This window comes from Pseudochelatococcus sp. G4_1912 (assembly GCF_047501465.1).
In the GTDB taxonomy this organism is placed as follows: Bacteria; Pseudomonadota; Alphaproteobacteria; order Rhizobiales; family Beijerinckiaceae; genus Pseudochelatococcus.
Window position 1 is genome coordinate 897,049 of sequence record NZ_JAZDRL010000002.1, and the last position, 24,751, is coordinate 921,799.

At 51.9% G+C, this 24,751-nt stretch carries 31 protein-coding genes and 1 tRNA gene; 25 read left to right on the forward strand and 7 right to left on the reverse strand.

Annotated elements, in window-relative coordinates; genetic code table 11:
* The first annotated feature begins 7 nt into the window (after nt 1-7).
* Both VRZ32_RS11275 and VRZ32_RS11280 read left to right on the forward strand, forming a co-directional pair.
* Nucleotides 8-343: a DUF2190 family protein gene (locus VRZ32_RS11275; RefSeq protein WP_414525824.1), complete on the forward strand. Its 336-nt coding sequence runs from the start codon at nt 8-10 to the stop codon at nt 341-343.
* 1 nt (nt 344) lies between these two features.
* Entirely contained in the window at nt 345-704 is a 360-nt protein-coding gene (locus tag VRZ32_RS11280) for a hypothetical protein (RefSeq protein WP_414525825.1), read from the forward strand.
* On the opposite strand, the gene VRZ32_RS11285 is transcribed toward VRZ32_RS11280, so the two are convergent.
* Nucleotides 691-1,086, reverse strand: coding sequence for a hypothetical protein (locus VRZ32_RS11285; RefSeq protein WP_414525826.1), 396 nt, complete (start codon nt 1,084-1,086; stop codon nt 691-693). The two genes, VRZ32_RS11280 and VRZ32_RS11285, sit on opposite strands and share 14 nt — an antisense overlap.
* On the opposite strand from VRZ32_RS11285, the gene VRZ32_RS11290 reads away from it, so the two are divergent.
* From VRZ32_RS11290 to VRZ32_RS11400, 23 genes are all read left to right on the forward strand, one after another.
* On the forward strand, nt 1,076-1,945 hold the full coding sequence (locus VRZ32_RS11290; protein ID WP_414525827.1) for a hypothetical protein: 870 nt from the start codon (nt 1,076-1,078) through the stop codon (nt 1,943-1,945). The two genes, VRZ32_RS11285 and VRZ32_RS11290, sit on opposite strands and share 11 nt — an antisense overlap.
* Entirely contained in the window at nt 1,942-2,520 is a 579-nt protein-coding gene (locus tag VRZ32_RS11295) for a phage baseplate assembly protein V (RefSeq protein ID WP_414525828.1), read from the forward strand. The genes VRZ32_RS11290 and VRZ32_RS11295 overlap by 4 nt, the downstream gene beginning before the upstream one ends.
* Nucleotides 2,521-2,546: 26 nt before the next feature.
* The gene (locus VRZ32_RS11300; protein WP_414525829.1) at nt 2,547-2,747 is read left to right on the forward strand and encodes a hypothetical protein; all 201 of its coding nucleotides are present in this window, start codon (nt 2,547-2,549) and stop codon (nt 2,745-2,747) included.
* A gap of 2 nt (nt 2,748-2,749) precedes the next feature.
* On the forward strand, nt 2,750-3,142 hold the full coding sequence (locus VRZ32_RS11305; RefSeq protein ID WP_414525830.1) for a GPW/gp25 family protein: 393 nt from the start codon (nt 2,750-2,752) through the stop codon (nt 3,140-3,142).
* Nucleotides 3,139-4,113 (forward strand): baseplate J/gp47 family protein, encoded by a 975-nt coding sequence (locus VRZ32_RS11310; RefSeq protein ID WP_414525831.1) that lies wholly within the window; start codon nt 3,139-3,141, stop codon nt 4,111-4,113. Before VRZ32_RS11305 ends, VRZ32_RS11310 begins: the two co-directional genes overlap by 4 nt.
* Entirely contained in the window at nt 4,097-4,750 is a 654-nt protein-coding gene (locus VRZ32_RS11315) for a phage tail protein I (protein WP_414525832.1), read from the forward strand. Before VRZ32_RS11310 ends, VRZ32_RS11315 begins: the two co-directional genes overlap by 17 nt.
* Nucleotides 4,751-4,768: 18 nt before the next feature.
* On the forward strand, nt 4,769-6,166 hold the full coding sequence (locus VRZ32_RS11320; RefSeq protein WP_414525833.1) for a phage tail protein: 1,398 nt from the start codon (nt 4,769-4,771) through the stop codon (nt 6,164-6,166).
* A gap of 10 nt (nt 6,167-6,176) precedes the next feature.
* A complete protein-coding gene (locus VRZ32_RS11325; protein ID WP_414525834.1) occupies nt 6,177-6,719 on the forward strand; it encodes a hypothetical protein in 543 nt (180 codons plus the stop codon).
* A 65-nt stretch (nt 6,720-6,784) separates the two neighbouring features.
* The gene (locus VRZ32_RS11330; protein ID WP_414525835.1) at nt 6,785-8,452 is read left to right on the forward strand and encodes a phage tail sheath subtilisin-like domain-containing protein; all 1,668 of its coding nucleotides are present in this window, start codon (nt 6,785-6,787) and stop codon (nt 8,450-8,452) included.
* A 26-nt stretch (nt 8,453-8,478) separates the two neighbouring features.
* A complete protein-coding gene (locus tag VRZ32_RS11335; RefSeq protein WP_414525836.1) occupies nt 8,479-8,988 on the forward strand; it encodes a phage major tail tube protein in 510 nt (169 codons plus the stop codon).
* Nucleotides 8,989-9,051: 63 nt separating this feature from the next.
* Nucleotides 9,052-9,363, forward strand: a complete 312-nt coding sequence (locus VRZ32_RS11340) for a phage tail assembly protein (RefSeq protein ID WP_414525837.1) — start codon at nt 9,052-9,054, stop codon at nt 9,361-9,363.
* A 135-nt stretch (nt 9,364-9,498) separates the two neighbouring features.
* Nucleotides 9,499-11,895: a phage tail tape measure protein gene (locus VRZ32_RS11345; protein WP_414525838.1), complete on the forward strand. Its 2,397-nt coding sequence runs from the start codon at nt 9,499-9,501 to the stop codon at nt 11,893-11,895.
* A 63-nt stretch (nt 11,896-11,958) separates the two neighbouring features.
* Complete coding sequence (locus tag VRZ32_RS11350; RefSeq protein ID WP_414525839.1) at nt 11,959-12,405, forward strand: phage tail protein; 447 nt, start codon at nt 11,959-11,961, stop codon at nt 12,403-12,405.
* Nucleotides 12,405-12,617 carry a tail protein X gene (locus VRZ32_RS11355; RefSeq protein WP_414525840.1) on the forward strand — a complete coding sequence of 71 codons (213 nt, stop codon included), beginning with the start codon at nt 12,405-12,407 and terminating at the stop codon, nt 12,615-12,617. Before VRZ32_RS11350 ends, VRZ32_RS11355 begins: the two co-directional genes overlap by 1 nt.
* Before the next feature lie 9 nt (nt 12,618-12,626).
* The gene (locus VRZ32_RS11360) at nt 12,627-13,703 is read left to right on the forward strand and encodes a phage late control D family protein (RefSeq protein ID WP_414525841.1); all 1,077 of its coding nucleotides are present in this window, start codon (nt 12,627-12,629) and stop codon (nt 13,701-13,703) included.
* Nucleotides 13,704-13,918: 215 nt separating this feature from the next.
* Entirely contained in the window at nt 13,919-14,797 is an 879-nt protein-coding gene (locus VRZ32_RS11365; RefSeq protein ID WP_414525842.1) for a hypothetical protein, read from the forward strand.
* A gap of 92 nt (nt 14,798-14,889) precedes the next feature.
* Entirely contained in the window at nt 14,890-15,540 is a 651-nt protein-coding gene (locus VRZ32_RS11370; RefSeq protein WP_414525843.1) for a lysozyme, read from the forward strand.
* A complete protein-coding gene (locus VRZ32_RS11375) occupies nt 15,537-15,887 on the forward strand; it encodes a hypothetical protein (RefSeq protein WP_414525844.1) in 351 nt (116 codons plus the stop codon). Before VRZ32_RS11370 ends, VRZ32_RS11375 begins: the two co-directional genes overlap by 4 nt.
* A 247-nt stretch (nt 15,888-16,134) precedes the next feature.
* Nucleotides 16,135-16,473, forward strand: coding sequence for a hypothetical protein (locus VRZ32_RS11380; protein ID WP_414525845.1), 339 nt, complete (start codon nt 16,135-16,137; stop codon nt 16,471-16,473).
* A 65-nt stretch (nt 16,474-16,538) separates the two neighbouring features.
* Nucleotides 16,539-17,807 carry a winged helix-turn-helix domain-containing protein gene (locus tag VRZ32_RS11385; protein ID WP_414525846.1) on the forward strand — a complete coding sequence of 423 codons (1,269 nt, stop codon included), beginning with the start codon at nt 16,539-16,541 and terminating at the stop codon, nt 17,805-17,807.
* On the forward strand, nt 17,804-18,304 hold the full coding sequence (locus VRZ32_RS11390; protein WP_414525847.1) for a deoxynucleotide monophosphate kinase: 501 nt from the start codon (nt 17,804-17,806) through the stop codon (nt 18,302-18,304). Before VRZ32_RS11385 ends, VRZ32_RS11390 begins: the two co-directional genes overlap by 4 nt.
* A 389-nt stretch (nt 18,305-18,693) precedes the next feature.
* Complete coding sequence (locus tag VRZ32_RS11395; RefSeq protein WP_414525848.1) at nt 18,694-19,020, forward strand: hypothetical protein; 327 nt, start codon at nt 18,694-18,696, stop codon at nt 19,018-19,020.
* Nucleotides 19,017-20,114 carry an ImmA/IrrE family metallo-endopeptidase gene (locus VRZ32_RS11400; RefSeq protein ID WP_414525849.1) on the forward strand — a complete coding sequence of 366 codons (1,098 nt, stop codon included), beginning with the start codon at nt 19,017-19,019 and terminating at the stop codon, nt 20,112-20,114. The genes VRZ32_RS11395 and VRZ32_RS11400 overlap by 4 nt, the downstream gene beginning before the upstream one ends.
* Here VRZ32_RS11400 and VRZ32_RS11405 read toward each other — a convergent pair.
* The 6 genes from VRZ32_RS11405 to gpt all read right to left on the reverse strand — a co-directional run bounded on the left by VRZ32_RS11405 (nt 20,111) and on the right by gpt (nt 24,744).
* Complete coding sequence (locus VRZ32_RS11405; protein WP_414525850.1) at nt 20,111-21,058, reverse strand: hypothetical protein; 948 nt, start codon at nt 21,056-21,058, stop codon at nt 20,111-20,113. The two genes, VRZ32_RS11400 and VRZ32_RS11405, sit on opposite strands and share 4 nt — an antisense overlap.
* Entirely contained in the window at nt 21,042-22,010 is a 969-nt protein-coding gene (locus VRZ32_RS11410; protein WP_414525851.1) for a thymidylate synthase, read from the reverse strand. Before VRZ32_RS11410 ends, VRZ32_RS11405 begins: the two co-directional genes overlap by 17 nt.
* A 777-nt stretch (nt 22,011-22,787) precedes the next feature.
* Nucleotides 22,788-23,459 carry a Fic family protein gene (locus VRZ32_RS11415; protein ID WP_414525852.1) on the reverse strand — a complete coding sequence of 224 codons (672 nt, stop codon included), beginning with the start codon at nt 23,457-23,459 and terminating at the stop codon, nt 22,788-22,790.
* Complete coding sequence (locus VRZ32_RS11420; RefSeq protein WP_414525853.1) at nt 23,452-23,634, reverse strand: hypothetical protein; 183 nt, start codon at nt 23,632-23,634, stop codon at nt 23,452-23,454. The genes VRZ32_RS11415 and VRZ32_RS11420 overlap by 8 nt, the downstream gene beginning before the upstream one ends.
* A 280-nt stretch (nt 23,635-23,914) precedes the next feature.
* Nucleotides 23,915-23,990 (reverse strand) — tRNA-Lys (locus VRZ32_RS11425).
* A 256-nt stretch (nt 23,991-24,246) separates the two neighbouring features.
* On the reverse strand, nt 24,247-24,744 hold the full coding sequence (gene gpt, locus VRZ32_RS11430) for a xanthine phosphoribosyltransferase (protein WP_414525854.1): 498 nt from the start codon (nt 24,742-24,744) through the stop codon (nt 24,247-24,249).
* Nucleotides 24,745-24,751 lie beyond the last annotated feature (7 nt).

A 24,751-nucleotide genomic window follows, 5' to 3' on the forward strand; every position in this document is an offset into this window, starting at 1 on the left:
GGCCATTATGGCTAAGAATTTTATTCAGCCCGGCAATGTAATCACTGTCACAGCGACTGCTGATGTGAAGTCTGGTGATGTGGTCGTGGTTGGCTCACTTGTAGGTGTTGCAAACGGAAAAGCGGCATCAGGCGAGCAGGTCGAGATCTCGCGTCATGGAGTTTATGAAGTACCAAAGGTCAGTGCCCAGGCATGGACGCAAGGTGCGGAGATCTATCTCGTTGCAGCATCCGGATTGGCAACAACAAGTGCAGGATCATCGCCTGCTAATACGCTCATAGGGGTAGCAGCCGATGCAGCGGCTAACCCATCTGCGACCGGTCTTGTTCTGTTGAACGCCTGATATGGACTGGCGCAAACTTGAGGCGGCGGTTGATTCCAAGATCAACGCCTCCTTTGGCGAAGAGATCAGGTTGTCATTCATCAAGAATGGAAATGCTGATCCTTCTCGTCCGATGGTCACGGTGCGGGCTGTTCTGCATACGGGTGGCGATGAAGATAATGGCATCGCTAACAAATTTTACACGCACCTGTCAGCCGGGCAGGCTGAGCTTGTTCTGTCGCGCGCAGAATATGCGGGCCCTGCTCCCAAACAAGGAGATCGGGTGCGTGCAAACGATCGCGCAGGTAAGCCCTGGTGGGAAGTGAAATCGGTGTCTGATCGTTACAGCAATCTTTGGGTTTTGCTGCTCAATCAAATATAGAATGAATGCTTGGAAGGGCTGCCAAGACAAGCATGACGATGGTTGATACAGTCATTATGCATGTGTAGCAAAGTATGCTCTTTGTCATTCTCTCCATCTGCTTATTCTGCTGATGCATTTCTTTCCGATGTATTATATCAAGTATACGCACCATATTAGCATCATTCCCGCTATATTTCTCTCGCAATTTATATAGCTCATCCAGATCCTTATTGAGCAACTCCCCATAACCAAAAAGCATATGGGGAACCTTTAATGGTTCTGCCTTACGTGTGGTCATGTTTATTCTTCCGTAATAAGCAATGACTGGCTTTCTCATAATAGTATAGCTTAAGGTAAAAGCAATGTCATTGGTTCGAATAGCTTTGCGCATGGCAGTCATTGAAGCTCTGAAGAATCGTACCCTTGCCGGTGCGAATGTTAGTGACAGCAATATTGGTGCTCTGGATGTAAGCGCGGATGGATCGTTGCGGACTGATGAAGATCGGCCCTGGCTGGCTGTTTATACGGATTCTTCATCCACCAAAGAGACATTCCCGAATGCAACAATGCGGTCATTTGCTGCTAATGGCCAAACCATATTGGTTTTTGAGTTCGGGATAGCATCATCACAGATCGTAGTTGATCCTGAGACTGGATTGTCCAATGTCGTGACAGGCATTCCGGCAACTGATGATGCCTTTGAGATGCATGCAGATATTGTTGCTCGCCAAATTGGTGATGCTCTGTTAGATCCAGATAACCAATGGGCAGAGATATTCCGGCTGCTGGTACAATCCTTCAAGAATGTTGAGCGTCTGAGAACATCAAGCGACACGAATGGCGTTCGTCTTGCTGCACAGCAAATCAGGATAACAGCAGACCTTGTGGCCGATCCCGTGCGTGGCCAGCCCTTAAAGGATGCAAGCCCACTCAAACTCTTCTTCGATAAATGCGAGACTGATCTGCGCTTACCTAATCCTGCGTATCCAGATGAGAGTGACGAGCCAACCATTGTTGATCCGGTCATCGCAGCAAAAATCGAGCTGATGCGAGCTCAGATCGGAACCGATGCCGCGCCTTTTGACTGGCAGACGATCCAGCGCCGCTTTGGCTTAACCGGCTATGAAGCAGATGCTCTCATGATCAAGCCTCCAGCAGGTGTACCAGGTGATGCAACGATCACGGATATTACGCCACCGGATGCGCAACCTGTGACGCATGATTACGAATGGCATTCAGATGAAGGCTCTCCGCTATGAGTGATCTGGCAGCGCATATTGCAAGGCTTAATTATCGGATTGCTGAGCTTGAGCGCCGTGACCGTAATCGCTCGCGCATAGGTACTGTGAAAGAGGTTGATCCCGAAAAGGGAAAAGCCCGTATTGAGCTGGCAAGCGGTTTTGTGACGGGTTGGATACCTTGGCAGGAGCAGGCTGCAGGAGCGGCGAGAACGCACTTTCCACTCTCAATCGGACAGCAGGTGCGTGTCAGCTCACAGAACGGCGATCTGACAGATGCCGAAATCCAGGCATCATTGCCTTCAGATACCAACACGCGCCCTTCTCAAAAAGGCGATGAATATGTGCTGCTCGAAGTCGGAGCCTCTCGGATTGCCGTGAGTGATGGAGGGGCGACAACGACTATTACTGTTGGCAGCAGCACCATCACAGCGACTGATGGCGCTGTTACACTTGAAGCCGCTGGCATCACTCTCAAGGGTGCAGTTACGATTGAGGGCGCATCTGTCACGCATAATGGCAAAAACATTGGTGACACGCATATCCATGGCGGTGTCATGGCAGGTCCGGCAAATACTGGCGTTCCAGCTAACTGATCATTCAAAATTCAAGGGAGGCATTCATGCCAAAGTTTCGTGTCAAACGCGAGGGCTGGCTTGCGGGCGTTTATCGCCAGACTGGAGACATTATCGATGCAAACGAGGCCGAGGTACGCGCCTTCCTGCCGCCTCATGACAACCGGCTTGAAGAGGTTCTGCCGCCTATCATCAAGGCCGATGAAAAGGGGGCGTCTGTATCTGACAAGAAGCCTGCGAAGGTTTGAACGTGCCCGATTCCGTAGGCTTTGATCGCATGACCGGCGCTGTCATCACGGACTGGGATCACGTCGCGCAATCAATTGGCGTGATTCTGACCACGCCGCGCTTCACGCGTGTCATGCGCCGGTTGTTCGGTTCTGATCTGCCCTCGCTGATTGATGCGCCAATGAACGATCAAAACCGTTTGCGGCTGTTTCGTGCCACGGCTGAGGCGCTTCGTCCGCGCCTTGTTGAGGGGCGTCAATATGGTGAACCACGGTTCGCACTTGAACGTGTGATGGTGTCTAACGCTCAAGCCAACGGGCGGATCGTGATTGTGGTGTCGGGTCGTTATGTGCCGCGTGGCCATGTAGGAGATGCAACGCCTGCAGGTCAGAAAACACTTGAGGTAGCGCTATGAGCCGATTTGAAGATATCGACCTGGCGCGCCTTGGTGATGTGCCGGACCTGTTTCCACCTGATTACGAGGCGGAAGTCGCAGCCATCACACAGAATATTATTGCCCGCTGGGAAGCCATGCGGTTGAAAAAGCCTTCACTGCCATCTGTCGATACACTGTTTCTTGAGGGCACCTCGACCGTTGCCCTGATTGAAGAGGTTGCCTATCGGATGACGCTGGTGAAGCAGCATTACAACGATGCCGTTCGCGCAGTGATGCTTGCCTCGACCTGGGGAGCGTATCTTGAACAACGTGCTGCAGAGTTCGGACTAACCCGGCGGGTGATCACGCCTGGCAATCCGCAGGCTGTTCCACCTGTGCCGGATGTCATGGAAACAGATGAAGACTTACGCCGCCGTCGCCAGATGGCGGTTGAGGCTATTAGCACGGCCGGGCCTTACGGGGCCTATATCTGGTGGGCTTTGGAAGCGCATCCGCAGATCAAATCAGTGGCGGTATATGGCCCTGAAAGCGGGCTGGTTGATCCGGGTGAGGTGCTCGTCATGGTGCTGGATAAGCGTGGTGATGGTGTCGCCCCTCAACCAGTGCTTGATGCGGTTACGAGCAAGCTCTCTGCGGCCACTGTTCGCCCGCTGACAGATCGTCCGGTGTTTGTCGAGAGCGCTGCAATTATTGCCTATGATGTCGTAGTTACGCTGACGGTGTTGCCGGGGCCGGATAATGAACTTGTTCGCCAGCGTGCCCTGGCACGCATTACTGCTCACGTCGCAGACAGGCATAAGGTTGGTGCGGCGGTAACCGTATCCGGGATTGCAGCTGCTGCCAGCGTGGTGGACGAACAGGGTCGGGCGCTGGTTGAGGCGGTCGCTATTACGTCGCCTTTGGCAAATGTTGTGCCTGGTCCCAAGGAAGCAGCCTTTGCGCAGTCCGTCACCGTGACAACGGAAATCCTCGATGACATTGTCATATGATACGGGTCCGCAGCGATCGTTCGTCCCAGCCGCCTCCGACTATGAGCAAGTGCTGTCAGAGGCCTTTGCTGCAGCATTCGCAGGTCAGCCTGATGGCTGGGGTATAACGGATGTTCTTAGTCCTGCCCGCTGTCCTCCAGTTTTGCTGCCCTGGCTGGCATGGGAGTGGTCGGTTGATGAATGGCAGCGTGACTGGTCAGAGGCGGTGCAGCGCGCTGTCATTGCTGGATCATGGGATCTTCACAGCATCAAGGGCAGTGCTGGTGCCATGCAACGCGCCGTCAATGCTCTAGGATTCTCGCTTAACGTTGTGGAATGGTGGCAGGCAACCCCGGAGCGGGATCCATACACTTATCGCTATTCGCTGACATCGCCCTTTGGACGCTCGTGGACTGAAGCAGAAATCGTCAGCATGGAGCGTGTCTCCAGAAGAGCCAAGAATGTCCGCTCATGGCTTGAAGCAATTGAGCTCAAGGTGTCGGGCGCGAAGGTTCCTGTTTATGCGGGGGCCGTCATTCATACCAGGCTTCGTGTCGCTCCAGGCACTGAGCCCGTAACACAGCTGACTGGCACTGCCTCAGCCTTCTCAGGGGCGGTCATCGCCAGCCGTTTGCGCGTCAGCATTACAGTTTCGTGATCCCTCGCGAGGAATATTATGGCATCAAATGATTATCTTGGCGTGCTCACCTTGGTGGGCCAGCAGAAGCTTGCTGCTGCAATTGGCGGAGCGCCGCTGGTATTGCAAACCATTCGCGTGGGAGATGGCAACGGCGCACAGATTACGCCCAATGAGGCAATGATCGACCTCGTGCACCGGGTGGGCAATGGTTATGGCATTCTGTCGAGCGGTGTAGATCCGGTCAATGCCCAGATGTGGCGGGTATCTGCGCTTGTGCCAGCTACAGATGGCCCATTCGATATCCGTGAGATCGGTGTTTTCGATGCCGATGGCGATATGATCGCAATCGCGCGTCATCCGCTTGTTGAGAAGCGAGCGCCAGGGCAGGGGGTATCAGTTGAGCTGACAACTGATATCGTATTTCCGGTATCGTCCACGGCGCAGATCACGGTCAATCTGAGCACTGATGTTGCTGTCGATCTGGCTCGCCTGATGCGCACACCGTTTATTGCGGTTAACAGCATCAGCGTGCAAACACCGCCGGTCTCGCCGGTGCAGGGCGATACTTACCTTGTCCCCACCGCTCCCACAGGTGCCTGGAATGGCGCTGTCGGTAAACTGGCGATGTGGAACGGCATTGTCTGGCGGATTGTCAGTGCTCCTGTCGGCACCATCATCGCCGCTTCGGATACAGGTAGATACTGGCGACGAACGGCAACAGAATGGGAAGAATGGGTTGCTACCACCACCCGGAGAGGCATTGTTGAGCTTGCGACCGATGCCGAGACACAGGCTGGTACCGATGCCGAGCGTGCTGTAACGCCTGCTGGTTTGACAGCTCGTGTTAATGCGCTTCCCCGTCCTCCCGTTGGCATTCAGGTGATGACAGCATCGGGCAACTTTACGGTGCCGACCGGTGTCACCTTGATTGATGTTCAAATGTGGGGCGGCGGCGGTGGAGGCGGTGGTGTTGGCACAGGCGGTTCAGCAGGTGGAGGCGGTGGGGGTGGTTATACACGCAAGCTCATGACCGTTACGCCGGGACAGGTAATTGCAGGTGTTGTAGGTGCGGGTGGCACGGCAGGTGGCCAAGGTGGTGCTGGCGGAACGGGTGGAGCTAGTGCCTTCAGCACGTTGAATGCATATGGCGGCACGGGTGGAGGTCCCAATCCATCTGGTAACGGCGGCGCTGGGGGCGGATCTTCTGGCGGTGACGTTAACTTTCCCGGTGGAAGCGGAACCGCTGGTGGTACGGGATCGAGTGTTCCAGGTGGGCCTGGCGGCGGATCGCCTTTTGGCGGTGTTGGTGGTGGTGCTGGCCATGGCATTGCAGGTGGAGGTGCCGGCCCTGGCGGTGGTGGTGGAGGCGGCGGTAGCGCCGGTAACATCTCAGGCGGCGCAGGCACACCCGGCCTGATCATCATCCGGTATTAAGGAGGAAAACATGCCAGTGGCAGCCATTCTTGACGGCAGCATTGTCAGCAACATCATAATCGTGGACAGCCCGGAAGATGCGGTCAGTGTCAATGCCATCATTTGCCCGGATAACGTTTCAATCGGTTGGGCTTATACCAATGGTGCGTTTGCACCGCCCGCGTTGTCGCCAAATGATCTGGCGAAGCTGAAGATCACGCTCAAGGCGCAGGTTGATGCTGCGGCAGAGATTGAGCGTTATCGCTACATCACACCAGGTGCTGGCCAGGCAATGACCTACCAGGCCAAGGCAGCAGAGGCAATCACGGTGCTGGGGCTTGATCCTGCAGTAATTCCTGATGCGGATGACTATCCGTTGCTTGCTGCCGAAATCGGCATAACAGGTGCAACCATTCGGGAAGTAGCAGGCGTGGTGCTCGACCTTCATCGGCAGTGGCTGCAGGTGGGGGCCGCGATTGAGCGGGTCAGGCTGACAGCCAAAGCGCAGATTGATGCTGCAGAGGATGAAGCAACAGCGCGGACAATTGAGCCAACATGGCCGAGCGCAACATAAACACCTGATCACAATCAACAATTCATGTCCGCTTCGTGCGGCTTTTTTTATGCCTGGAGGCCATTATGGCAGATGTTTCCTTTCATCACGGCACGCGCGTTTCTGAAAGCAATGAGAATCCGGTTCTCATCAGAACCGATCAATCAGCCGTTGTTTTTCTGATCGGGACTGCACCCGATGCAGATCCTGCAGATTGGCCGGTTGGCAAGACGGTTTTACTTAAGGGTAATCCTTCAAAGGCGCGTAGCCTTGGGAATACCGGCACGCTCAAGGCTGCCATTGATGATATCTTCGATCAGCATGGACCGTTGGTGCTTGTGCATCGGGTGGCGGAAGGCGCGGATGCTGCCGCGACCTTGTCCAATATCCTTGGCAGCAGCACGGCGTTGACGGGCGTTCATGCGGCTCTAGCCTGCGAAAGCCAGTTTGGTCTGAAGCCGCGCATTCTGCTTGAACCTGGCTTTACTGCCTCGACGCCTACCGATGGTATTGCCTCGATCAACGTGACGGCACAAGGTACGGGTTATACCTCTACCCCAGCTGTAACTATCACGGGACAGGGTGGAACGGGTGCAACCGCAACGGCAACTCTGGCGGGTGACGCGGTTGCGTCAGTTGCTGTCACAGCAGGTGGTTCGGGCTATGTCACGCCTCCAGATGTGGTGTTCGCAGGTTTAGGGTCCGGTGCTTCTGCAACCGCAACGGTGGTTGGCGGTGTCGTGACCGCGATTACCGTGACCAATGGCGGCGCGGGCTATTCGGCTGCTCCGACCATCACCTTTACGGGCGGTGGCGGAATTGGTGCCAAGGCTGAAGCGATTGTTGAGGCCGGGAAGGTGACAGGCTTTATCATTCGTAATGCAGGCTTTGGCTATGCCAGCCCTACGGTCACCATTACTGATGGCGGTGGAACGGGCGCAACAGCTACGGCTAATGTAGGCACGGTCATCAACCCTGTTGTGGCTGAGTCGATGGGTGTTGCCGAGAAGCTGCGCGCGATTTCCTTCGTGGATGGTCCTGATACCACCGATGAAGATGCTGTTGCCTATCGCAGTTTGATCAATAGTCAGCGCATTTACATCGTTGATCCGAAGGTGACAGTTTGGGATACAACCTTAAATGCGCATGTGCCGCGTCCGGCTTCAGCACGTTTTGCGGGCGTGCAATGCCGGGTGGATCGGCAGAATGGTTTCTGGTGGTCGCTGTCCAATAAACCAATCAATGGCATTACGGGTGTAACCCGCCCGGTGACCTATGGTGAGCAGGCGAACTACCTCAACGAACGGGCCGTCGCGACGATCATCAACCTGAATGGTGAGGGATATCGCACCTGGGGCAATCGTGTTGCGACCGGTGATGACCTTTGGAAGTTCTTATCTGTGCGGCGCACGGCAGACTTCATCAATGATGCGCTCGAAAAGTCATACCTGGAGTTCGTCGACAAGCCGTTCTCGCTTGCCAACCTCAAGTTCATGATCGAGAGCGGTAATGCATTCATGAAGACATTGCGGGCGGAAGGCGCGATCCTCGGCGGGCGTGTCTGGCTTGATCAGGAGCGTAACACCGATGAGGAAATGGCGCAGGGCCGTGTGACGCTTGGGGTGGATTTCGAGCCACCAGCGCCGATGGAAGACATCCGTCTCATCGCCCACCGCAATATCACCTACTACGCTGAGTTGCGTGACCGGGTGCTGACTGAGGTCAGCGGCGGCACGCTGAACGTAGCAGTATAAATTCACCGATACAGGAGTGAGACAACATGGCCTCGGAAAAGCCGCGCCTTATCTTGCGCAATGCCACGATATTCGTGGATCGAAACTCCCGCGTCGGTCAGGCGCGGGAGGTCACCTTGCCCACGCCTGAAGTGGCGGTGGAGGAATTCCGTAACGCTGGCATGGTCAAGGCCCGTGATGTGAATATGGGCTATTCCAAGCTGGAAGCATCCTTCGTGGAGACAGCGTTTGATCCGGTTGTGATTGGACTGTTTGGTCTCGCGCCGGGGGTGACGAAAGAGTTCATGGCGACAGGCGCGCTGGTGGATGAGGACGGGACTGTCAGCAACGCCACGGCTTTCATGATCGGCTTTCTGCGCCAGTTCGATCCGGGTGCCTGGGAGCCGGGCAGCAAGGCAGAGACCACATTCAATCTGTCGGTGCACGAATTCAAGCTGGAAGTGGCTGGTCAAACCATCATCGAGATGGATGACTTTGATGTGAAGATCAATGGTGCCAGCCAGTATCAAGGCATCAGATCAGCGCTGCTTCTCTAGGCCCTAACCATACATTGCAAACCAGCGCCCGCCTCGATGCGGGCTTTTCTTTGGAGTTTTTTCATGTCTGAGAAAATTACCATGCTGCTTGACTCTCCTGTCGAGTACCAGGGCAAGACCTACACCAGCCTGACGTTCCGCAAGATCAAGGCCAAAGATCTTGTTGCTTCTGATCTGGTTGATGGTGAAGTGCGCAAGAGCATCGCCATTTTCGCTTCCAGTGCAGGCGTGCCAATGGGTGTCATTGAAGAGATGGATCTTGCCGATTTTGAGAGGATCGGTGAGGAAATCCGTCCTCTTTTGGGAAAGTTGGCGAGCCGTCTGGCTGGGCAGGCGGCAGGCGAAAACGAGGCTATCCCCACATCGACGCTGTAGCAGCGTTGGCTCGCCACCTGCACACCTCAATAGAGCAGGTCGAGAATATGGAGATTGGCCGGTTTGATGCATATCTCGCAGCGGCCGGTCGCATCCTGAAAGCTGAAAACAGCGCTTCATCATAAGAGATCAATCATGGCCGTACTCACCTCCAAACTGATCGTCTCATTGGTAGATCAAGTTACAGCCCCGATGCGCGGCATTAATGCTGCGCTCAAGGGTGTGCAAGATCGTATCAAGGCGAATAATGCCCAGATGGATGCCATACGCGGGCGCATGGTGGAGGCGGCAGCTGTTAGCTATGCACTGGCACGTGCTATCTCGGCCCCGGTCAAGTCGGCGATGGAATTTGAATCCGCCATGGCGGACGTCAAGAAGGTGGTGAACTTCGACACGCCTGCCGAGTTCAAGCAGTTCTCGAAGGATGTGACGGACTTGTCCGAGCGCATCCCGATGGCATCAAAAGAATTGACACAGATCGTTGCCGCTGCCGGTCAATCGGGTATCCCGAAAGATCAGTTGCTTGAGTTTACGGAAATGGCTGCGAAGGTTGGGGTGGCTTTCGAGATTAGCGCAAGCGAGGCTGGCGAGTCTTTGGCCAAGATGATGACAGGTCTCAATCTGTCGATCGCTGGCGTTTCTGCGCTATCAGACAGCATGAACCATTTATCGGACAAAGGGCCTGCAGCTGCGAAGGATGTTCTGGATGTTGTGCGCCGTGTGGGTGCGCAGGGTAAGCAGTTTGGGTTTACAGCCACACAGGTTGCGGCGTTCGGTGCTGCAATGCTTGGTGCGGGTGCGAAGTCGGATGTTGCGGCGACCTCGTTCAACAACATGGGCCGAGCGCTTGTGCGCGGTGGTAATGCCACAAAGGCACAGCGGCAAGCGCTTGGCACTTTAGGAATTGATAGCGTCAAGCTTGCTAAAGCTATGCAAAAGGATGCTGTCAAATCCACGGTTACGGTTCTTGAACGGATCAATAAGTTACCAGCATACATGCGTGGATCAATTGTTTCACAGCTGTTTGGTGATGAGGCGCATGCGCTTGGGCCAATCATTACTAATCTCGACTTGCTTAAGGAAAATCTTGGCTATGTAGCAAATGAAACAAATTATATTGGTTCAGCAGAAAGAGAATATCAGTCGCGGGCCGAGACAACAGAAAATGCTTTGCAGAGACTTATCAATACCTTTGGCAATCTCAGTAAGGCTATTGGTGATACTCTTCTGCCTATCATCAACAACACGTCAAAAGGTCTTATTCCGCTCATTCATCAAGTGCGTGAGTTTGTTGAAGCCAATGGCAAGCTCGTTCGCAGTGTTATTTTTGGCGTTGGTGGGCTGGTCGCCTTTCGTGTGGCTGCAATCGCGGCACAGTGGGGACTGTTGTTCCTCAAGGGTGGTTTGTTGCAGGTTGCTTCAATTGGTCTCATGGCCTCTCGGGGTATTCTGGCTATAGGCGGGGCTGTTGTTTCCCTTGGACGAATGTTGCTGGCCGTAACATTCGGACCAATTATTGCCGGTTTCCGGGGGCTTGCTCTGGCAGCGGCTTCATTCAGCTTTGTTGCGTCAGGACTTGGTACAGGCACGGCGCTTTCAATGCTTGGCCGAAACCTGCTGGCACTTTTAAATCCCATGGCATTGGTACGCGGGGCATTGATTGCGATGCGGGTTGCGCTGATCTCAACCGGTATCGGTGCAATTGCGGCGGCGGTCGCGGCGGCTGGTGTCTGGATTTACAATAACTGGTCAGGCTTGGTGACCTTCTTTGAGGGTTTTGGCACTGGTCTAAAAGCTGCGCTTACCCCGGTTATGCCAGCGATTCAGCCCATTATCGATGGTGTTTCATGGTTATGGGACAAGTTTTCAGGGCTGACCGGTGAGGTGCGGGCCAATGGTGACCAATGGCGCAGTTGGGGCGAAAACATTGGCACCGTCGTTGGTGGTGCTATCATGGGCGTGATTGAAAAGTTCCAGACACTTGTCGGCTGGATCAGCAAAGCCTTGGAAGGAGCCAGGGGTATCGGTAGCGCTGTCAGTTCTTGGTTCAGTGGATCAGGACAAGCTGCTGCCGTTCCTGGTGTTACACCACAAGGTGAGCAGGCCATCAGTGGTGCGCGTGCCAGTGGCGGCCCTGTTGCGGCAGGCGGCACCTATCTGGTGGGAGAGCGTGGGCCGGAACTGTTTGCGCCAGAGCGTGATGGCTTCATTCTGCCAGCCCGCATCACCAGATTGTTGAAGTCCACGGCAGCATTGGGGGCAGCGGCTTACGCGGTACCCGCTGCTGCAACGCCTAATCTTGACGCATACACGCTTCCAGAACCTGTTGTGCAAGCCATCATGCAGTCTGGTTATCAAACACCAACTGCCGGGGCGTCAGCACCTCAGACAACCAGGCCGTCAGTCAACCAGACCAACCACATTCAGATCACCATATCTGGTGCGAATGGCATCGATCCAGAATCGATTGCGCGTGAGATTGGTAACAAGGTCTCGCAGCGGCTGGAAGGGGCTTTGTTCGACTACGATTGATCGGTCAGGCCTTCAGGGCTCGTCGTGTTGTGATTTCCAATATCGAAAATGAAAGGCAATCACATGGCCGGACCGGTTTCCATGTCGCTTGGCCCATATGCGTTTGAAGCACACGGATTTGGCTACACCGATGTCACGCGCAACCTCGATACTTCCTGGGCATCCATTGAAGTGGTGGATCGTTTCGAAGCACTGCAATGGACTGGCCCCAAAAGTGAAGGCATGAGCATTCGTGGCGTGTTGTTTCCGCATGAATTTGGCGGCGATGCTTCACTTGAAGGCTTACGCGCAGCTGCGATATCCGGCGAGCCTTTGATGCTGGTGTCGCTTGATGGCGGCATCTTCGGGATGCAGGTGATCAATGGCATCAGCGAAGATCGGGCTTTCATGGATCACCTCGGCCGGCCGCGCAAAAACGCCTGGAGTATTGATCTGCGCCGTTATGAAGAGGCGGGATCGCTTGCGCAATCGAGTTCGCAGCCAGGTTCGCAAAGCACGGGGCTCTTCTGATGGCAACCTCGATCACTACTATCGATGGCGATATTCTGGACCTGATTTGCTGGCGCCAGTATGGCCAGCACAAAGGCACAGCGGAAGCGGTTCTTGCGGCCAATCCCGGACTGGCCGCGATCCCCCAGCCCTATAAAGCCGGTGTGATCATCATCTTGCCAGATATCCTGCCGCCGGATCGTCAGCAGCAAACCATCAGCCTTTGGGATTGAGGTGGCATAATGCACCATCCAAGTGCGACTATCGAGGTCAATGGCAAACAGGTGACGGGTGCTTTCTGGGCGCGGCTTATCCGTCTATCCGTCACTGACAAGGCTGGGAATGAGTCTGATGAGGTGAGTGTTGAGCTGCTCGACGGTGATCCTTTTCTGGAGATACCCAAGACGGGAGCCAAAATCCGTGTGTGGCTTGGCTATCGGGAGACTGGTGAGCGTTACCATGGCGCATTCGTAGTCGATTCCGTGCAGCTGGATATTGCGCCGTATCGCATGACTATTACGGGCAAATCGGCTGATATGCGGGATACGCTGAAGCAGCAAAAAACCCGTCACTGGGAAAACAAGACACTGGGCGAAATCGTGCAGGGGGTTGCTGCCGATCATGGTATGACGCCAAGCGTTTCTGATGAGGTCTCAAGCATTCGTTATGAATGGCTGGGGCAGATGGATGAATCTGATATGCACCTGCTAACGCGCCTTGGTGAGCGGCATGGAGCATTGGTGTCATTTAAGGATGGCAAGCTGGTATTTGCTGAACGAGGCGCAGGAAACTCTGGCTCTGGTAAGGCAATGACGGTTCTTGTCATCAACCGGTCTGATCTGGTGACAGGTTCATGCCGTGTGCGTTTTGCTGATCGTGGCAAGCATAAGCGCGTGGTGGCGCGTTATCAGGACAAGGGCCAGCAAAAGCGCAAAGAGGTCGAGATCGAGTCTGATGAAGACGCATCAGCGTCTTACAGCTTGCCCGAAACCTACGCTTCTGAAGATGAGGCGAAAAAGGCTGCCAAAGCCAAGGCGCGTGAGCAACAGGCTGGCTCTGATACGATTGAGTTTTCCGTGATCGGTAATCCGGATCTGAAAGCTGGCGTGCCCTGTCGATTGTTAGGTGTGCGCCCTGGTGTTGATGATCTGGAATGGACCGTTGATACCGTCACGCACGAATTCAGCAAGTCTGGCTACACCACACGGGTGTCGGGCAAGCGCGGTGTGGAGAGCGGTAAAACCAAAAAGAAGTCGGTCAAGAAATCCGTGAAGCCTGAAGCGCAGTTTCCTTACGATCCAGACTTGTCGCTGGATTAATCGTTTCCCTCAAAAATCTGGAGATGATCATGATCCGCTTGACCATTGCGGCAGTGCTTGCGCTTGCCCTTTGCGCCTGTTCGCTGCCACGCGACGATGGGTGGGGTGATATTGCACGTGGTGTTGGCGATGTGATCGGCCGATAGCGTGACTGGTATTCCTGATCTGTTGATAAAAATTCCATTTAATCAAATGAGTGAGTTTCCAAAAATTTGATGATGCATTTTGATAGTTTAGCCAATGATGCGCCACGTCGTGAGGGAGCCAATCTGCCTGTTGGCGAACAAGGTATGGCTAGGACGCATGAATTAAGAACCGGGGTTATGCGGGGCATTGGCGCTGGTATTGCCAATGAAGGAACGGCTTCGGGTAATTATTCACGGGTTGTAAGGTGGATCGCTGAAATACCTGTCACGCTGAAGCGATTATGGGATTCGTTGTGTCGTCTTATTGCCAGAGTTTTTACGGGGCAATTATCCGCCGCATTTCCTCTGGCGGATATGCCTGTCGATGCTTTTATCATGGATAGGGTGAATAGCTTAAATCGGCTTTCTCCTGATGCAATTCTCAATCTGGATATTTCAGAATTACTGGCCGTTCCGAGTGGTGCCGTAAAGCTGCTTTCCCTTGATTTACTTTGGGGGCTTTCGGAGGCTACTCAAAATGAGCTTGGCTTTGGGAGACTGAATTCACTTTCACACGACGTACTAAGTAGCCTTCAGCCAGATGAGCTAAATAAGCTTCAGCCAATATCCATCAGAGGACTGTCGTGGGATGTCCTGAATTCTCTTTCCGATGCGACGCTAAACGGATTATCTGCTGACGTGATCAATGGTCTCTCACTCGAAACGCTAATTCAGATTACTCCTAATATCCTGAACAAGCTTTCACCTATTGCCTTGTCGCAGCTTGAACCCCGTGTGTTCAATTCACTGCCTTTAGATCCGCTGCCCATGCTGAGGAATGAAGTAAAGAAACATCTCACAGTTAAGCCTGTGCGATGGAGTCGGGGGCTTTCGTTGGATGATGTTATCACGCCGGCAATTCAGGCGAATATCCGTAACGGAAACAGGCCCTATTGGGTCAGGAAATAGCCCCTGAATTGGCGGCTCTGACTGGCATTTCCAAGCAACGATAAATTTCTTTACCCGCCACAGTGCGGGTTTTTTCATAACTGGAGGCCGCCATGGCTCGCAAAGTCACGCCTTACGTCATTGGAAAGCTGAAACAATGGGAGGGGTGCCGGTTGAACGCTTATCGCGATTCCGCCGGTGTCTGGACCATTGGTTATGGTCATACAGGGCCGGATGTAAAACCGGGCATGCAGATCACGCAAGCGCAAGCCGATAAGTTGCTGATGGATGACCTTGCCCGATTTGAGCGCGCCGTTGATCAAGGCGTGAAGGTTCCGCTCACGGATAACCAGTTTGGTACGTTGGTGTCGTTCGCCTTCAATATTGGCGTAGCTGCATTCGAGAAGTCCACGCTGCTGCGAAAGCTTAACGCGGGTGATTATAATTCAGTGCCGTCCGAGCTCGCGCGCTGGGTCAATGCAGGGGGCAGGCGATTACAGGGGCTGGTTAATCGTCGCGCTGCTGAAGCTGGCCTTTGGGTAACAGGTGCATTCGTTTCTTCTGCTCCTGTTGTTGCCGCGCCTTTGAAGTCCCCACTTGTGACAGGCGAGAACTTGGCTGCTGTTGGTAGCGTGCTGTCATCTGTTGCCGTTGCATCAAGCTCTTCTGGCCCATTGCAATGGGCATTAGCTGCAGCTTTGGTGGCCGCTGTTGGAGCAGGGCTGTATTTCCTTGCGCGTCGCCACATGGAGGAACGTGCATGATGACCGCTATTTCCACCATTTGGGCTGTTCTTTCATCGCGGGTTGGTCTGGCTGCGATTGTCGCTATTGGCGTGTGGCATATCGCAACTAACCAGGCCGAAGAACGCTGCGATGTTGCCACTGTTCGCGCTGAACTGGCCATTGCGCAGGCTGATCTTGTGGCTGCCTATAAGGCTGAGAATAAAGCCAATAAGCAGGCTGAAAGCCTCTCCATTACAACCAATCGTTATCGGGAGACAGTTGATGAGCTGGAAGCCAAGCTTTCACAGCGGTCGGATCGTGCTGCTTGTCGTATGTCTGATGCCGATGTTCGCAGCCTGCTCGACATCGATGCCGGCGAGCACTGAACGTGCCCTACCGCCTGTGCCCGTTTGGGCCAGTCCGGTGAAGGTGAGAGCACCCCAAACCGGTGACGATCCTTTGGCGATTGCAGCTCGGGAACGGGCGGGCAGGGGTGATGCCAACCGTCGCATCACAGCGATGGTCGATTGGTATGGATGTATCAGGCGTCAATATGCCGGGGACGGCTGCAAGTGATTGTAAATATTCTGGATAGTCAGGCTTGATCTCATGCATAAGCCGGAGAGTGAATTGATGAATTACCTTCATAGCAACCCGGAGGCCGCCGCTTTTGGCGTCAAGCTGGTGCATCTGATCGCTGGCGTTGCCGGGGGCATTGTCCGGTCATTCGTCGTGGGCCGGTATGGAATCATCGAGGCGACAAGCGCCGTCATCGTCGGTGGCCTGACGGCCGGATATGGCACGCCTACAGCTACTTCAATCGTATGCAAATGGCTTTCCGTTGCTGGCTATTCGGCGGCGGGGCTTGATGGCGCTGTTGGCTTCCTGCTGGGGCTTTGCGGCATGACCTTCGCAGAGGTTGCCATACGGTGGGCCAAACAGTGGAGAGGGCTTCCTGTGCCGAAAGAGTAGGTGTGCGCATTGAGTTGCTACTGCTCACTGGAATGAACAAATCATCGTTATGGGAGAGAGAAAACATGGCTGAATACCACTTCCAGCCTCTTTCACCGGAAGCAATCGCCAAAACACGTGACGCCATGAAACGCCATGCCTTTGATAATGGTCGTTATAACGCCAAGGCCATTGCGCATGAGTTGGGTATTTCTGTCAGTACAGCCCACCGTCGCATCAAAAGACTCAAAGGCAATAAAAGTAAGGTTATGAACGCGCCTATTCCGGATTCGCCTGAAGCCCGGCGTGAGCTTCGGGACGCTGAATTCTGGCGCAAGCGGGCGACAGTTCTGCAATCATCCCTGGCAGATGCAGAAGCATTAGTGGGTGAGCTTGCGGGTATTCGTGATGTTCCTGTGAGCACCCCGGAATGGATGATGTCCAAAACAACAGGAAAGAAGGCGCGCTCTGTTGTCGGATTACTGCTGACCGACGTACATGCCGGTGAAGTGATTGATGCCGATGAGCTGATGGGTATCAATGGTTATAACGTTGACATCTGCCGCCGCAGACTGCGCCGTCTGTTCGCGGCTGCTTGCGAAGTCCCGCAACGCTGGATCTCGGATACGGATAATCAGGGTGTGTTAGTGGCTTTGGGGGGCGATCTGGTTTCTGGCGATATCCACGATGAGCTACGCATTACCAATGCGCTGACAGCGCATGAGCAGGTGCGGTTTGTGGTGGAGGAAATCACGGCAGGCATCCGTCATTTGCTCGATACCTATGGTGCAGTGCATGTCGTTTCTGTGCCGGGCAATCATGGTCGTACAACGCTCAAGCCCACAGCCAAGCTCTATAGCCGCTTGAGCTACGACACGATGGCAGCGACGATGATTGAAGATCGTTTCCGTGGCGATAAGCGCGTGACCTTCCAAATTACAACAGCGACCGATGCGGTTGTGCCGATCTTTGGTCGCACTGTGTTTCTAACGCATGGTGACAAGATGGGCACAGGAGGTGGGCAGGGCTTTGCCGGGCCGGTTCTGCCGATCGTGCGTGGCACGAAAAAAGTAGAAGCGCAGCAGGCTCAAGCAGGGCGTCGGCCGGATCTAATTTTGCATGGCCATTTCCATACCTCGGCCAATCCCGGTGCTGTGTTATCGAATGGGTCTGTGCCTGGTTATTCGGAATATGCGGCGGGTCTCCGCGCGACGATTGAGCCGCCAAAGCAATGGCTGTTCCTGCTGCATCAGAAGTGGGGCTTGCGCGAGCGCCTTGATGTGCAGTTGGAGGATCCATCAACGCCTGAACGTTCACGCATCAGGGTGCCTGCAGGCTGGAGTAAGGCAGCATGATTATCGGACTTACGGGCTTGGCTGGCTCAGGCAAGACAACGGCAGCAAATTACCTGGTGGAGCATTATGGCTTCACCCGGCATCGCATGGCGGGGCCGATCAAGGCCATGCTGCATTGTCTTGGTCTGAACGAGCGCCATACGGATGGGGATCTAAAAGAGGTCCCCTGTGATCTACTTGGAGGCAAGACGCCACGACACGCTATGCAGACACTTGGTACAGAATGGGGCAGAGATCTGATATCCCCCGATCTATGGTTGAGTGCTTGGCAGGCAACGCTTCCTGATGGTGATGTGGTCGTTGACGATGTGCGATTTGCGAATGAAGCTGATGCGATCAAGGAATTGGGAGGCGTTATGGTGAGAGTTGATCGGTTAGGAATTATTGCGGCAGTGCATGATCATGTTTCTGAGCAAATAGATTTTGCGGTAAACGCTGTTATTTCGAATAATAATACCTTTGAAGAGCTATATCATGCAATTTTATCTGAATCATAAAGAAATGCGCTTGAGCTGACAATGTAATTCATTAAGAAGATTTTTCTTCATAGCCTTTATTACGTTTATTGTGACCAATAAGGTTATTAGAAAATAATGATTGATGAGATTGAAAGGTAATTGTGGTTGTATAGGGTAATATTGAAATTAGGTTAAATGATTCGCGTTAAATATAATCATCTTAGAATAGCTCATGAGTATGCAATGCATGCGCATTGATATAAAGGGGGTGGGGGAGGCCGAACTTTCTCATAACTGGGAAAGGGGCGAAACGATACGTGCCAAGCAAGCATCTAAAAAGAAGGGTTCAGCGTTTCCATAATGCACCTGAACGGCTTTGTCAGTAAGATTCTAGCCTATGAGGACTCTCGGTCCTGGGAGAGGTTGGCTTGAAGATATCATTTGGAAGCAACGATCTTAGAGACTGCTGCTGTATTGCCGAGGTCGCAGAAAAAAAATTAGGTCCGCATCTAGCTATGGATCTATTCAACTTGCTTGCTGAGGCTGAAGCTTTCGATAATGTGGCCCAGTGGCATGAGATTCTTGATACTCATCTGAGCTTTGCAAAAGATGACACATTTGTAGTTCAAATCGGAGTAGGGCTAGTAGCGGTCTTTATCCCAGTTGGCGAGTCTTACCTCATCGACGATAAGAGAATGATCGTCTGGGCGAGCGTTAAGCGTTTGAAACTTACTGAAATTAAGAGGAAAGAATGATGGAAGAGCAGTACACGGCAAACTGGTTTTCCAAACCTGGTGACTCTATTCGTGCTATTATGCATCGAAAGCAGATAACAGCTCAGCAAGTTGCAGAGGAGTTAGACGGCGGCATTCTATTGCTCCGCTCCCTATTGGACGGATCTAAAGAGATCGACGAACCTGTTGCAAAAAATCTTTCTTTGGTCCTTGGCGCTACTCCACACTTTTGGCTTACACGACAAAAAAACTTTGAGAAGGCTATCGCTAGAAGCATTGCGAGTATCCGACCAGAGGATACACATGATTTGATTACTAAAATTCCCGTTCCTGGCGCTAAGATTTCCTTTAAGATGACAGATGCGCGTCGTGCAGAAGAAATCCGGCGTCGGCTTGTCTATTTCGGTGTTTCTAATTTTAAAGTTTGGCAACAGCGTTACGGTGGTCTAATTGATAGTACTGCATTTAGAAGTACTCAAGCATACGAAATGCGTGAGGAAGCAGTTCTTATGTGGCTTCGCCGAGGAGAGATTGAAGCAGACTTGATCGATACAAAGCCTTGGGAGCCAGGCAATTTACTTGATCGGCTAGAAGCCATAAAAAAATTATCGCTCCAGAAGCTACCAAAGCTATTTCTTCCCAAGTTGCGGACGTTGCTTGCTGAAGCTGGAGTGGCGCTCGTTGTGGTTAAGTCACCCCAGGGGTGCCGTGCAAGCGGTGCTACCCGTTTGATAGCTCCCGACAAAGCGATGTTGTTGATGAGCTTCCGACATAGGTCCGATGATCATTTCTGGTTTACTATGTTTCATGAGATTGGCCATTTGGTGCTGCACCAGGCCCATACATTTGTCGAAGGAGAAATGGCTGCTTATGACCATCGCGAGGATGAGGCCAATGACTTTGCTCGCAGGTGCATAATTCCCGATGACAGGACTTCGGAGTTTGAGGAGTTACTTCCGGAAAAGATGCCTGTTTTACGTTTCAGCGCATCTCTCCGAATCGCTCCGGGGTTGACTGTGGGACAGATGCAGAAATGGCGTAAAATTGGCCCCGAAAAGCTTAATTACCTAAAGAGACGCTGGACTTGGGATCAGATCGATGCTGTATCTGTTTAGCCTTTAAAATGGACAAATTTTGTTGGACTTTTCTGCCAGTTACAAAGTGCATCTTCCATGACTTGCATTCCGACGTCGATATCCAAATTCAAAGCGTCAAGCCAACTCTGTAGGGAAGATATAGGCGCTGCCGCTTTTGTAGAGTTGAGAAAGAGAAGACGCGCGCCACTTGCAGGTCCGGTTGCTCCTGATAGATAAGCGGAACCTGGGTATATAGGCGCAATTCCATATCGTCCGATTAAGGCAAGATAGTCGAATCTTGCCAATCTCCCAAAAGTCACGACACTGTTCATCTTATGATATAGGTGATCAAAGATAATTGTCGGGTTATTGCCTGCTTCATGTACTGCATTTGCGAAGAAAGTGGTATGGTCTATTCCAATAAGTTCTATATATGACTTAAGAACGTGGCCAATATTTCGGTTTGAATCCGGACGGAGGCTTTCATATTTACGATGATTTCCAAATTTCCCCCTGATACATGTCCACTTCTCCGTCAGCCATTGCACAAACACCTCAGGAGTATTGCTGACAATTTGCCATGACCAAATACTTTCTCCCAGTTTCCCATAGACATCACGCAACCGGAGCCAGCCCGTATCCGCAGGGCGTGCAAAGTGTGTCATCAGGAAAATTAGCCAACAAGCCTCCTCTAAATTGCCTTTCTGTAGGTGATAGGCGACTGCGCGTTCAGCATCGAACATCGAATTGTTGGGGTCAGCTCTGTAAGTGGATATAGACCTCTCTTTTATTATGCGATAATAATCCTCACGCCGGATACTGGCTATTAGCTGCATGGCAAAGGTTTCGAGAGCATTCTCATTTACAATACCGGGTAGCGCGCGAACTTCAATAGCATGCAGCTGAATAGCAGATTTAAGGCGGTTCTTCTCATTAAGTCTCGATGGCCACATAGTTGTCAAAACCTTACCCTGAATTGTCATCCAGCCGCTGTTTCATATGACGCCGCGTTTCAAGATATGTACGGTAATCCTTGTTCTTGAATTCAGGCTTCAATTTATTTAACAGTTCATCGTTGCCAGACGCCCAGAACACTTGTACTAGGCGTAGAAGATCTGCCCAATACGCTGCCTTCATCTCGTTGTCTGCCTGCATGGACTTGCCGTTGCGCACCCCCGCCTCAGCTTTGATTAGTTTTTTAATTTTTGGCCATGGATCGACAGGTGGCATGCTGGGCATAATTGAGGTTCGCTGCCACCCTTCATTGATGTAGGATTGTATTTGATCGATGTACTTGGTGTAGATGTGCATACTACCAACGTAGTGATAGTACTCTCCGAGTTCATAGCCAAGTTGACGGGCAACAATCTCCTGCATCATAGTGAAACAAAATACATCATGTGGGAGTCCCCAATATGCATCGTTCGATCTCATCGTAATGGATAAATAGAGTCTTTTTTGTCGCACGAAAAACTGCATCGTTGTTGTGCATGGTATTTCTTTAAAGTTTCCAGTGATATCTTCTGCGTTGAATATCTGTATTACGGCACGCTTAGAATCTGGATGCCTCTTCAGAAGATTAATAACATTTTTGAGCTGATTGATCTTGCCTCGCATCTTATAGAGGCGTGGGCCATAAGCGCCATGCAGGGTGCCGTTTTTTTCGGCGTCATCCTTGTACTTATCTATGTAGGCTTGAATGAAGTCTAACCTATTAGAGCCACTGAGATACCAGATTAGCTCTCCCAAAGCGCTGAAAGGTTTGCCTCGGTTCTCTGAGCAACTAATACGCGCGCAGGGGTTACGAATTGTTACTAGTACCCCAAGAATCTCTTTTATTTCGCCTCTCGTTCCTGAGCTGACCTTCCCATGCTCGATTAACGCTTGGTAGAGCTCGATCAGAATGTCGTCGATTCCTTCCTTGACGATCTCCATTCGAACTCCTTCGAATCAATAAACTAGCACCATGTTATGTGACTTTTTTCTATTATGCATGAATATTTTGATTGTTTTAAATTATCGTCATAACTCCTGATGAATACAAAAAATGTGAGCCGTGATTTTGCCATTTTTCTTCATCTATATTGAGTTGTTTCGGATATACTGTAAGCTACTTAGCTTCTAAGTAGGTAGAGTATCATAATAAAAAACAATGAGTAAGTTTTTCCATGGGCAAGCGATGCGAGTGATCTTAGTCGGTGAGCGTCAGCATTTATCTTGCTGGCAGGAAGTTATTTGATTTCTGTTTAGATTGGCTATTCAGTGCATATCATGAAAGAAGAGGTCAAGAAGGCCAGATCGACAGTAGAAGACGCATGCGTATTTCGATCGATATGTCAAGATACTGTTGGTGACGGTATGGATCATGCCTGAGGAAGAAAACGCTTAAAGGTTATGTGGCAGTTGATTATATCCGATTTGTTTACTCGGTGCTGTGATATAACGCTTTCATAGAATTTCAGGTCACACTGCCAATAAATCGAGTCATTTTTCTGATGGTTGATTGCAAGTCGCGCCTGACTGCCGCATCTGCGCTGGGCAGCGGCTTTTTTGCTCTAGCTTATCTAGAATAGAAATTTAGCGCCCAGATCGGCAGCTGCCTACTCTACCCCCATGTAATGGGTATGACCGCATTTTTGCAGATTGATTCTAGTTTCTGAGCGCAGCCCTAATATTGCCGGATTAACTTGTAGCAATAGGGATTAAAGTGGTTCAGCGAGGTAGGAATTGCTTACCGGTTGCTGTTTCCATGACGCTTGCAAGCTGCTTCGCCAGCATACTCTCTATTAGCTCTTCCATTTGTGAAAGGTCATGGGGGCCATCTTTGGTTGATTTGTCAGCAGCCTCCAGCGCATCAAAATAAGGAATCCGGTTATCAACAATCTGTTCAGGAATTGTGTTGTGGCCAGGTGGGGCGAGGCCAAGCTTTACGCAAAGCACAACGTAGGAAACCATACGTGAGGTGCGGCCATTGCCATCGCTAAATGGATGTATCCAATTTAAGCGCCACATTACATATGATGCTAAATGAATAGCTGTTTTGTTTTCCCAATTTTCATTAACGTAGTCGCAGAGTTCTTCGATCAACTCTGGAACACGATGCGCATCAACAGGTTTATGATTGCTGCCTTCAATCATAACCGCTGCAGGGCGAAAGTTCCCCGCGTAGCTACTGATACCCTGTAGGGCTTCACGATGCAGTGCGAGAAGTGCAGAAGTGCGCAGCTTCCATGCGCTGCCCTTCTCAATGGCATCCATTATCATGCGTAAGGCATAGTCATACTGTAGGAGGCCATTGCGGGCTTCTGCTTCGGCCCGTGCTTGGTCATCTTTAATAAGATATGCTTCTGTTGCAACGCTATGACGACGGAGCTTGTCAGCCATTTTTCTTTTTCTCTGCCATCTGCTTAGCTATGCGATTAACCATCTCGCGCGTGATCATATCATTTTCGAAATGGGTATTCCCATACGCGAAACTGCGCCGCTGCTTTTCTCGGTCGCTATCTGTTTGGGGCACCTTTTTTGCTGCCTCTATGAGGCTTATTAACGCTTCATTCATTATCAGATTCCTTTTAGACGTGCCTGTAAGATTGCTATCCTAGTCCATCATTGCCGCGGTTTCTAACGCATTCAGCATTTTATCAGCATCATGCAGGCATACATCTGATGAGTGCGAAATTGTGTCAGATGCAGTCGTGGAGATCAATCTAATTGTAAATTTAGAGGAGACGTTTCGGAGCGAATCGAAGATCAGAGAACGTCCAACCTAATTTTGAGGCGGCAGAAAAGTTGGACTTTAATCCGAAATAATCAAAAAAAACAATACAATAAAAAAGGAGTGGTGTGCTGGGTGGGACTCGAACCCACGACCATTCGATTAAAAGTCGAATGCTCTACCGACTGAGCTACCAGCACATTTTTATGGTGAGAGATTTAGAGCAATTGTTCTAAAGAGTGAGCTAACGCTCGGTCACCAAAGCCTTGCCAGCTACTATGTATCAGTATCATTTTCACGACATGACACTAGATTCGCTAGCTGAGTATCAAATACGGATTTGAGGCGCGCGGGTCAATATCCAAAGCGGCATCTTATGGCGAAAGGAGCACTTTACACACAAAAGGTATTCGCATTTCTATCTGACCCACGCGAAAATTGGCATATGGCTGCTGTTTAGCCAGCCGCGCCCTCGCGGATGGGTGGCTGGAATGTCAGCCCCATATCCCATGGGAAGTAAATCCATGTATCCTGCGATACCTCAGTGATAAACGTATTCACCAATGGGCGCCCTTGGGGTTTGGCGTACATTGCAGCGTAATGCGCTTCAGGAAGAAATGTGTGAACGAGTGCCAAAGTTTTGCCAGTGTCAACGAGGTCGTCAATTACAAGCACGCCCTTGCCTTTGGTCTCACGAATAGATGGCGCAATATCCTTGATCAGCTTCAGCTCGCCCTGGTTCGAGTAATCGTGATAACTCGCAATACCGACACTTTCGACTACCCGGATTTCAAGCTCACGTGCAATGACTGCGGCCGGCACAAGGCCACCACGCGTGATGCAGACGATCGTATGGAAAGGGCCGGCTTCATGCAGCCGCCATGCAAGTGCGCGCGCATCACGATGAAACTGATCCCACGATACCGGAAATGCCTTTTGAGAAGCCGACGTCATTTGCGTA

Excerpts from the sequence above, each read along its gene's own strand:
- VRZ32_RS11275 (WP_414525824.1), top strand. The coding sequence starts at position 8 with ATGGCTAAGAATTTTATTCAGCCCGGCAATGTAATCACTGTCACAGCG.
- VRZ32_RS11280 (WP_414525825.1), top strand. The coding sequence starts at position 345 with ATGGACTGGCGCAAACTTGAGGCGGCGGTTGATTCCAAGATCAACGCC.
- VRZ32_RS11290 (WP_414525827.1), top strand. The coding sequence starts at position 1,076 with ATGGCAGTCATTGAAGCTCTGAAGAATCGTACCCTTGCCGGTGCGAAT.
- VRZ32_RS11285 (WP_414525826.1), bottom strand. The coding sequence starts at position 1,086 with ATGACTGCCATGCGCAAAGCTATTCGAACCAATGACATTGCTTTTACC.
- VRZ32_RS11295 (WP_414525828.1), top strand. The coding sequence starts at position 1,942 with ATGAGTGATCTGGCAGCGCATATTGCAAGGCTTAATTATCGGATTGCT.
- VRZ32_RS11300 (WP_414525829.1), top strand. The coding sequence starts at position 2,547 with ATGCCAAAGTTTCGTGTCAAACGCGAGGGCTGGCTTGCGGGCGTTTAT.
- VRZ32_RS11310 (WP_414525831.1), top strand. The coding sequence starts at position 3,139 with ATGAGCCGATTTGAAGATATCGACCTGGCGCGCCTTGGTGATGTGCCG.
- VRZ32_RS11315 (WP_414525832.1), top strand. The coding sequence starts at position 4,097 with ATGACATTGTCATATGATACGGGTCCGCAGCGATCGTTCGTCCCAGCC.
- VRZ32_RS11320 (WP_414525833.1), top strand. The coding sequence starts at position 4,769 with ATGGCATCAAATGATTATCTTGGCGTGCTCACCTTGGTGGGCCAGCAG.
- VRZ32_RS11325 (WP_414525834.1), top strand. The coding sequence starts at position 6,177 with ATGCCAGTGGCAGCCATTCTTGACGGCAGCATTGTCAGCAACATCATA.
- VRZ32_RS11330 (WP_414525835.1), top strand. The coding sequence starts at position 6,785 with ATGGCAGATGTTTCCTTTCATCACGGCACGCGCGTTTCTGAAAGCAAT.
- VRZ32_RS11335 (WP_414525836.1), top strand. The coding sequence starts at position 8,479 with ATGGCCTCGGAAAAGCCGCGCCTTATCTTGCGCAATGCCACGATATTC.
- VRZ32_RS11340 (WP_414525837.1), top strand. The coding sequence starts at position 9,052 with ATGTCTGAGAAAATTACCATGCTGCTTGACTCTCCTGTCGAGTACCAG.
- VRZ32_RS11345 (WP_414525838.1), top strand. The coding sequence starts at position 9,499 with ATGGCCGTACTCACCTCCAAACTGATCGTCTCATTGGTAGATCAAGTT.
- VRZ32_RS11350 (WP_414525839.1), top strand. The coding sequence starts at position 11,959 with ATGGCCGGACCGGTTTCCATGTCGCTTGGCCCATATGCGTTTGAAGCA.
- VRZ32_RS11355 (WP_414525840.1), top strand. The coding sequence starts at position 12,405 with ATGGCAACCTCGATCACTACTATCGATGGCGATATTCTGGACCTGATT.
- VRZ32_RS11360 (WP_414525841.1), top strand. The coding sequence starts at position 12,627 with ATGCACCATCCAAGTGCGACTATCGAGGTCAATGGCAAACAGGTGACG.
- VRZ32_RS11365 (WP_414525842.1), top strand. The coding sequence starts at position 13,919 with ATGATGCATTTTGATAGTTTAGCCAATGATGCGCCACGTCGTGAGGGA.
- VRZ32_RS11370 (WP_414525843.1), top strand. The coding sequence starts at position 14,890 with ATGGCTCGCAAAGTCACGCCTTACGTCATTGGAAAGCTGAAACAATGG.
- VRZ32_RS11375 (WP_414525844.1), top strand. The coding sequence starts at position 15,537 with ATGATGACCGCTATTTCCACCATTTGGGCTGTTCTTTCATCGCGGGTT.
- VRZ32_RS11380 (WP_414525845.1), top strand. The coding sequence starts at position 16,135 with ATGAATTACCTTCATAGCAACCCGGAGGCCGCCGCTTTTGGCGTCAAG.
- VRZ32_RS11385 (WP_414525846.1), top strand. The coding sequence starts at position 16,539 with ATGGCTGAATACCACTTCCAGCCTCTTTCACCGGAAGCAATCGCCAAA.
- VRZ32_RS11390 (WP_414525847.1), top strand. The coding sequence starts at position 17,804 with ATGATTATCGGACTTACGGGCTTGGCTGGCTCAGGCAAGACAACGGCA.
- VRZ32_RS11400 (WP_414525849.1), top strand. The coding sequence starts at position 19,017 with ATGATGGAAGAGCAGTACACGGCAAACTGGTTTTCCAAACCTGGTGAC.
- VRZ32_RS11405 (WP_414525850.1), bottom strand. The coding sequence starts at position 21,058 with ATGACAATTCAGGGTAAGGTTTTGACAACTATGTGGCCATCGAGACTT.
- VRZ32_RS11410 (WP_414525851.1), bottom strand. The coding sequence starts at position 22,010 with ATGGAGATCGTCAAGGAAGGAATCGACGACATTCTGATCGAGCTCTAC.
- VRZ32_RS11415 (WP_414525852.1), bottom strand. The coding sequence starts at position 23,459 with ATGGCTGACAAGCTCCGTCGTCATAGCGTTGCAACAGAAGCATATCTT.
- VRZ32_RS11420 (WP_414525853.1), bottom strand. The coding sequence starts at position 23,634 with ATGAATGAAGCGTTAATAAGCCTCATAGAGGCAGCAAAAAAGGTGCCC.
- gpt (WP_414525854.1), bottom strand. The coding sequence starts at position 24,744 with ATGACGTCGGCTTCTCAAAAGGCATTTCCGGTATCGTGGGATCAGTTT.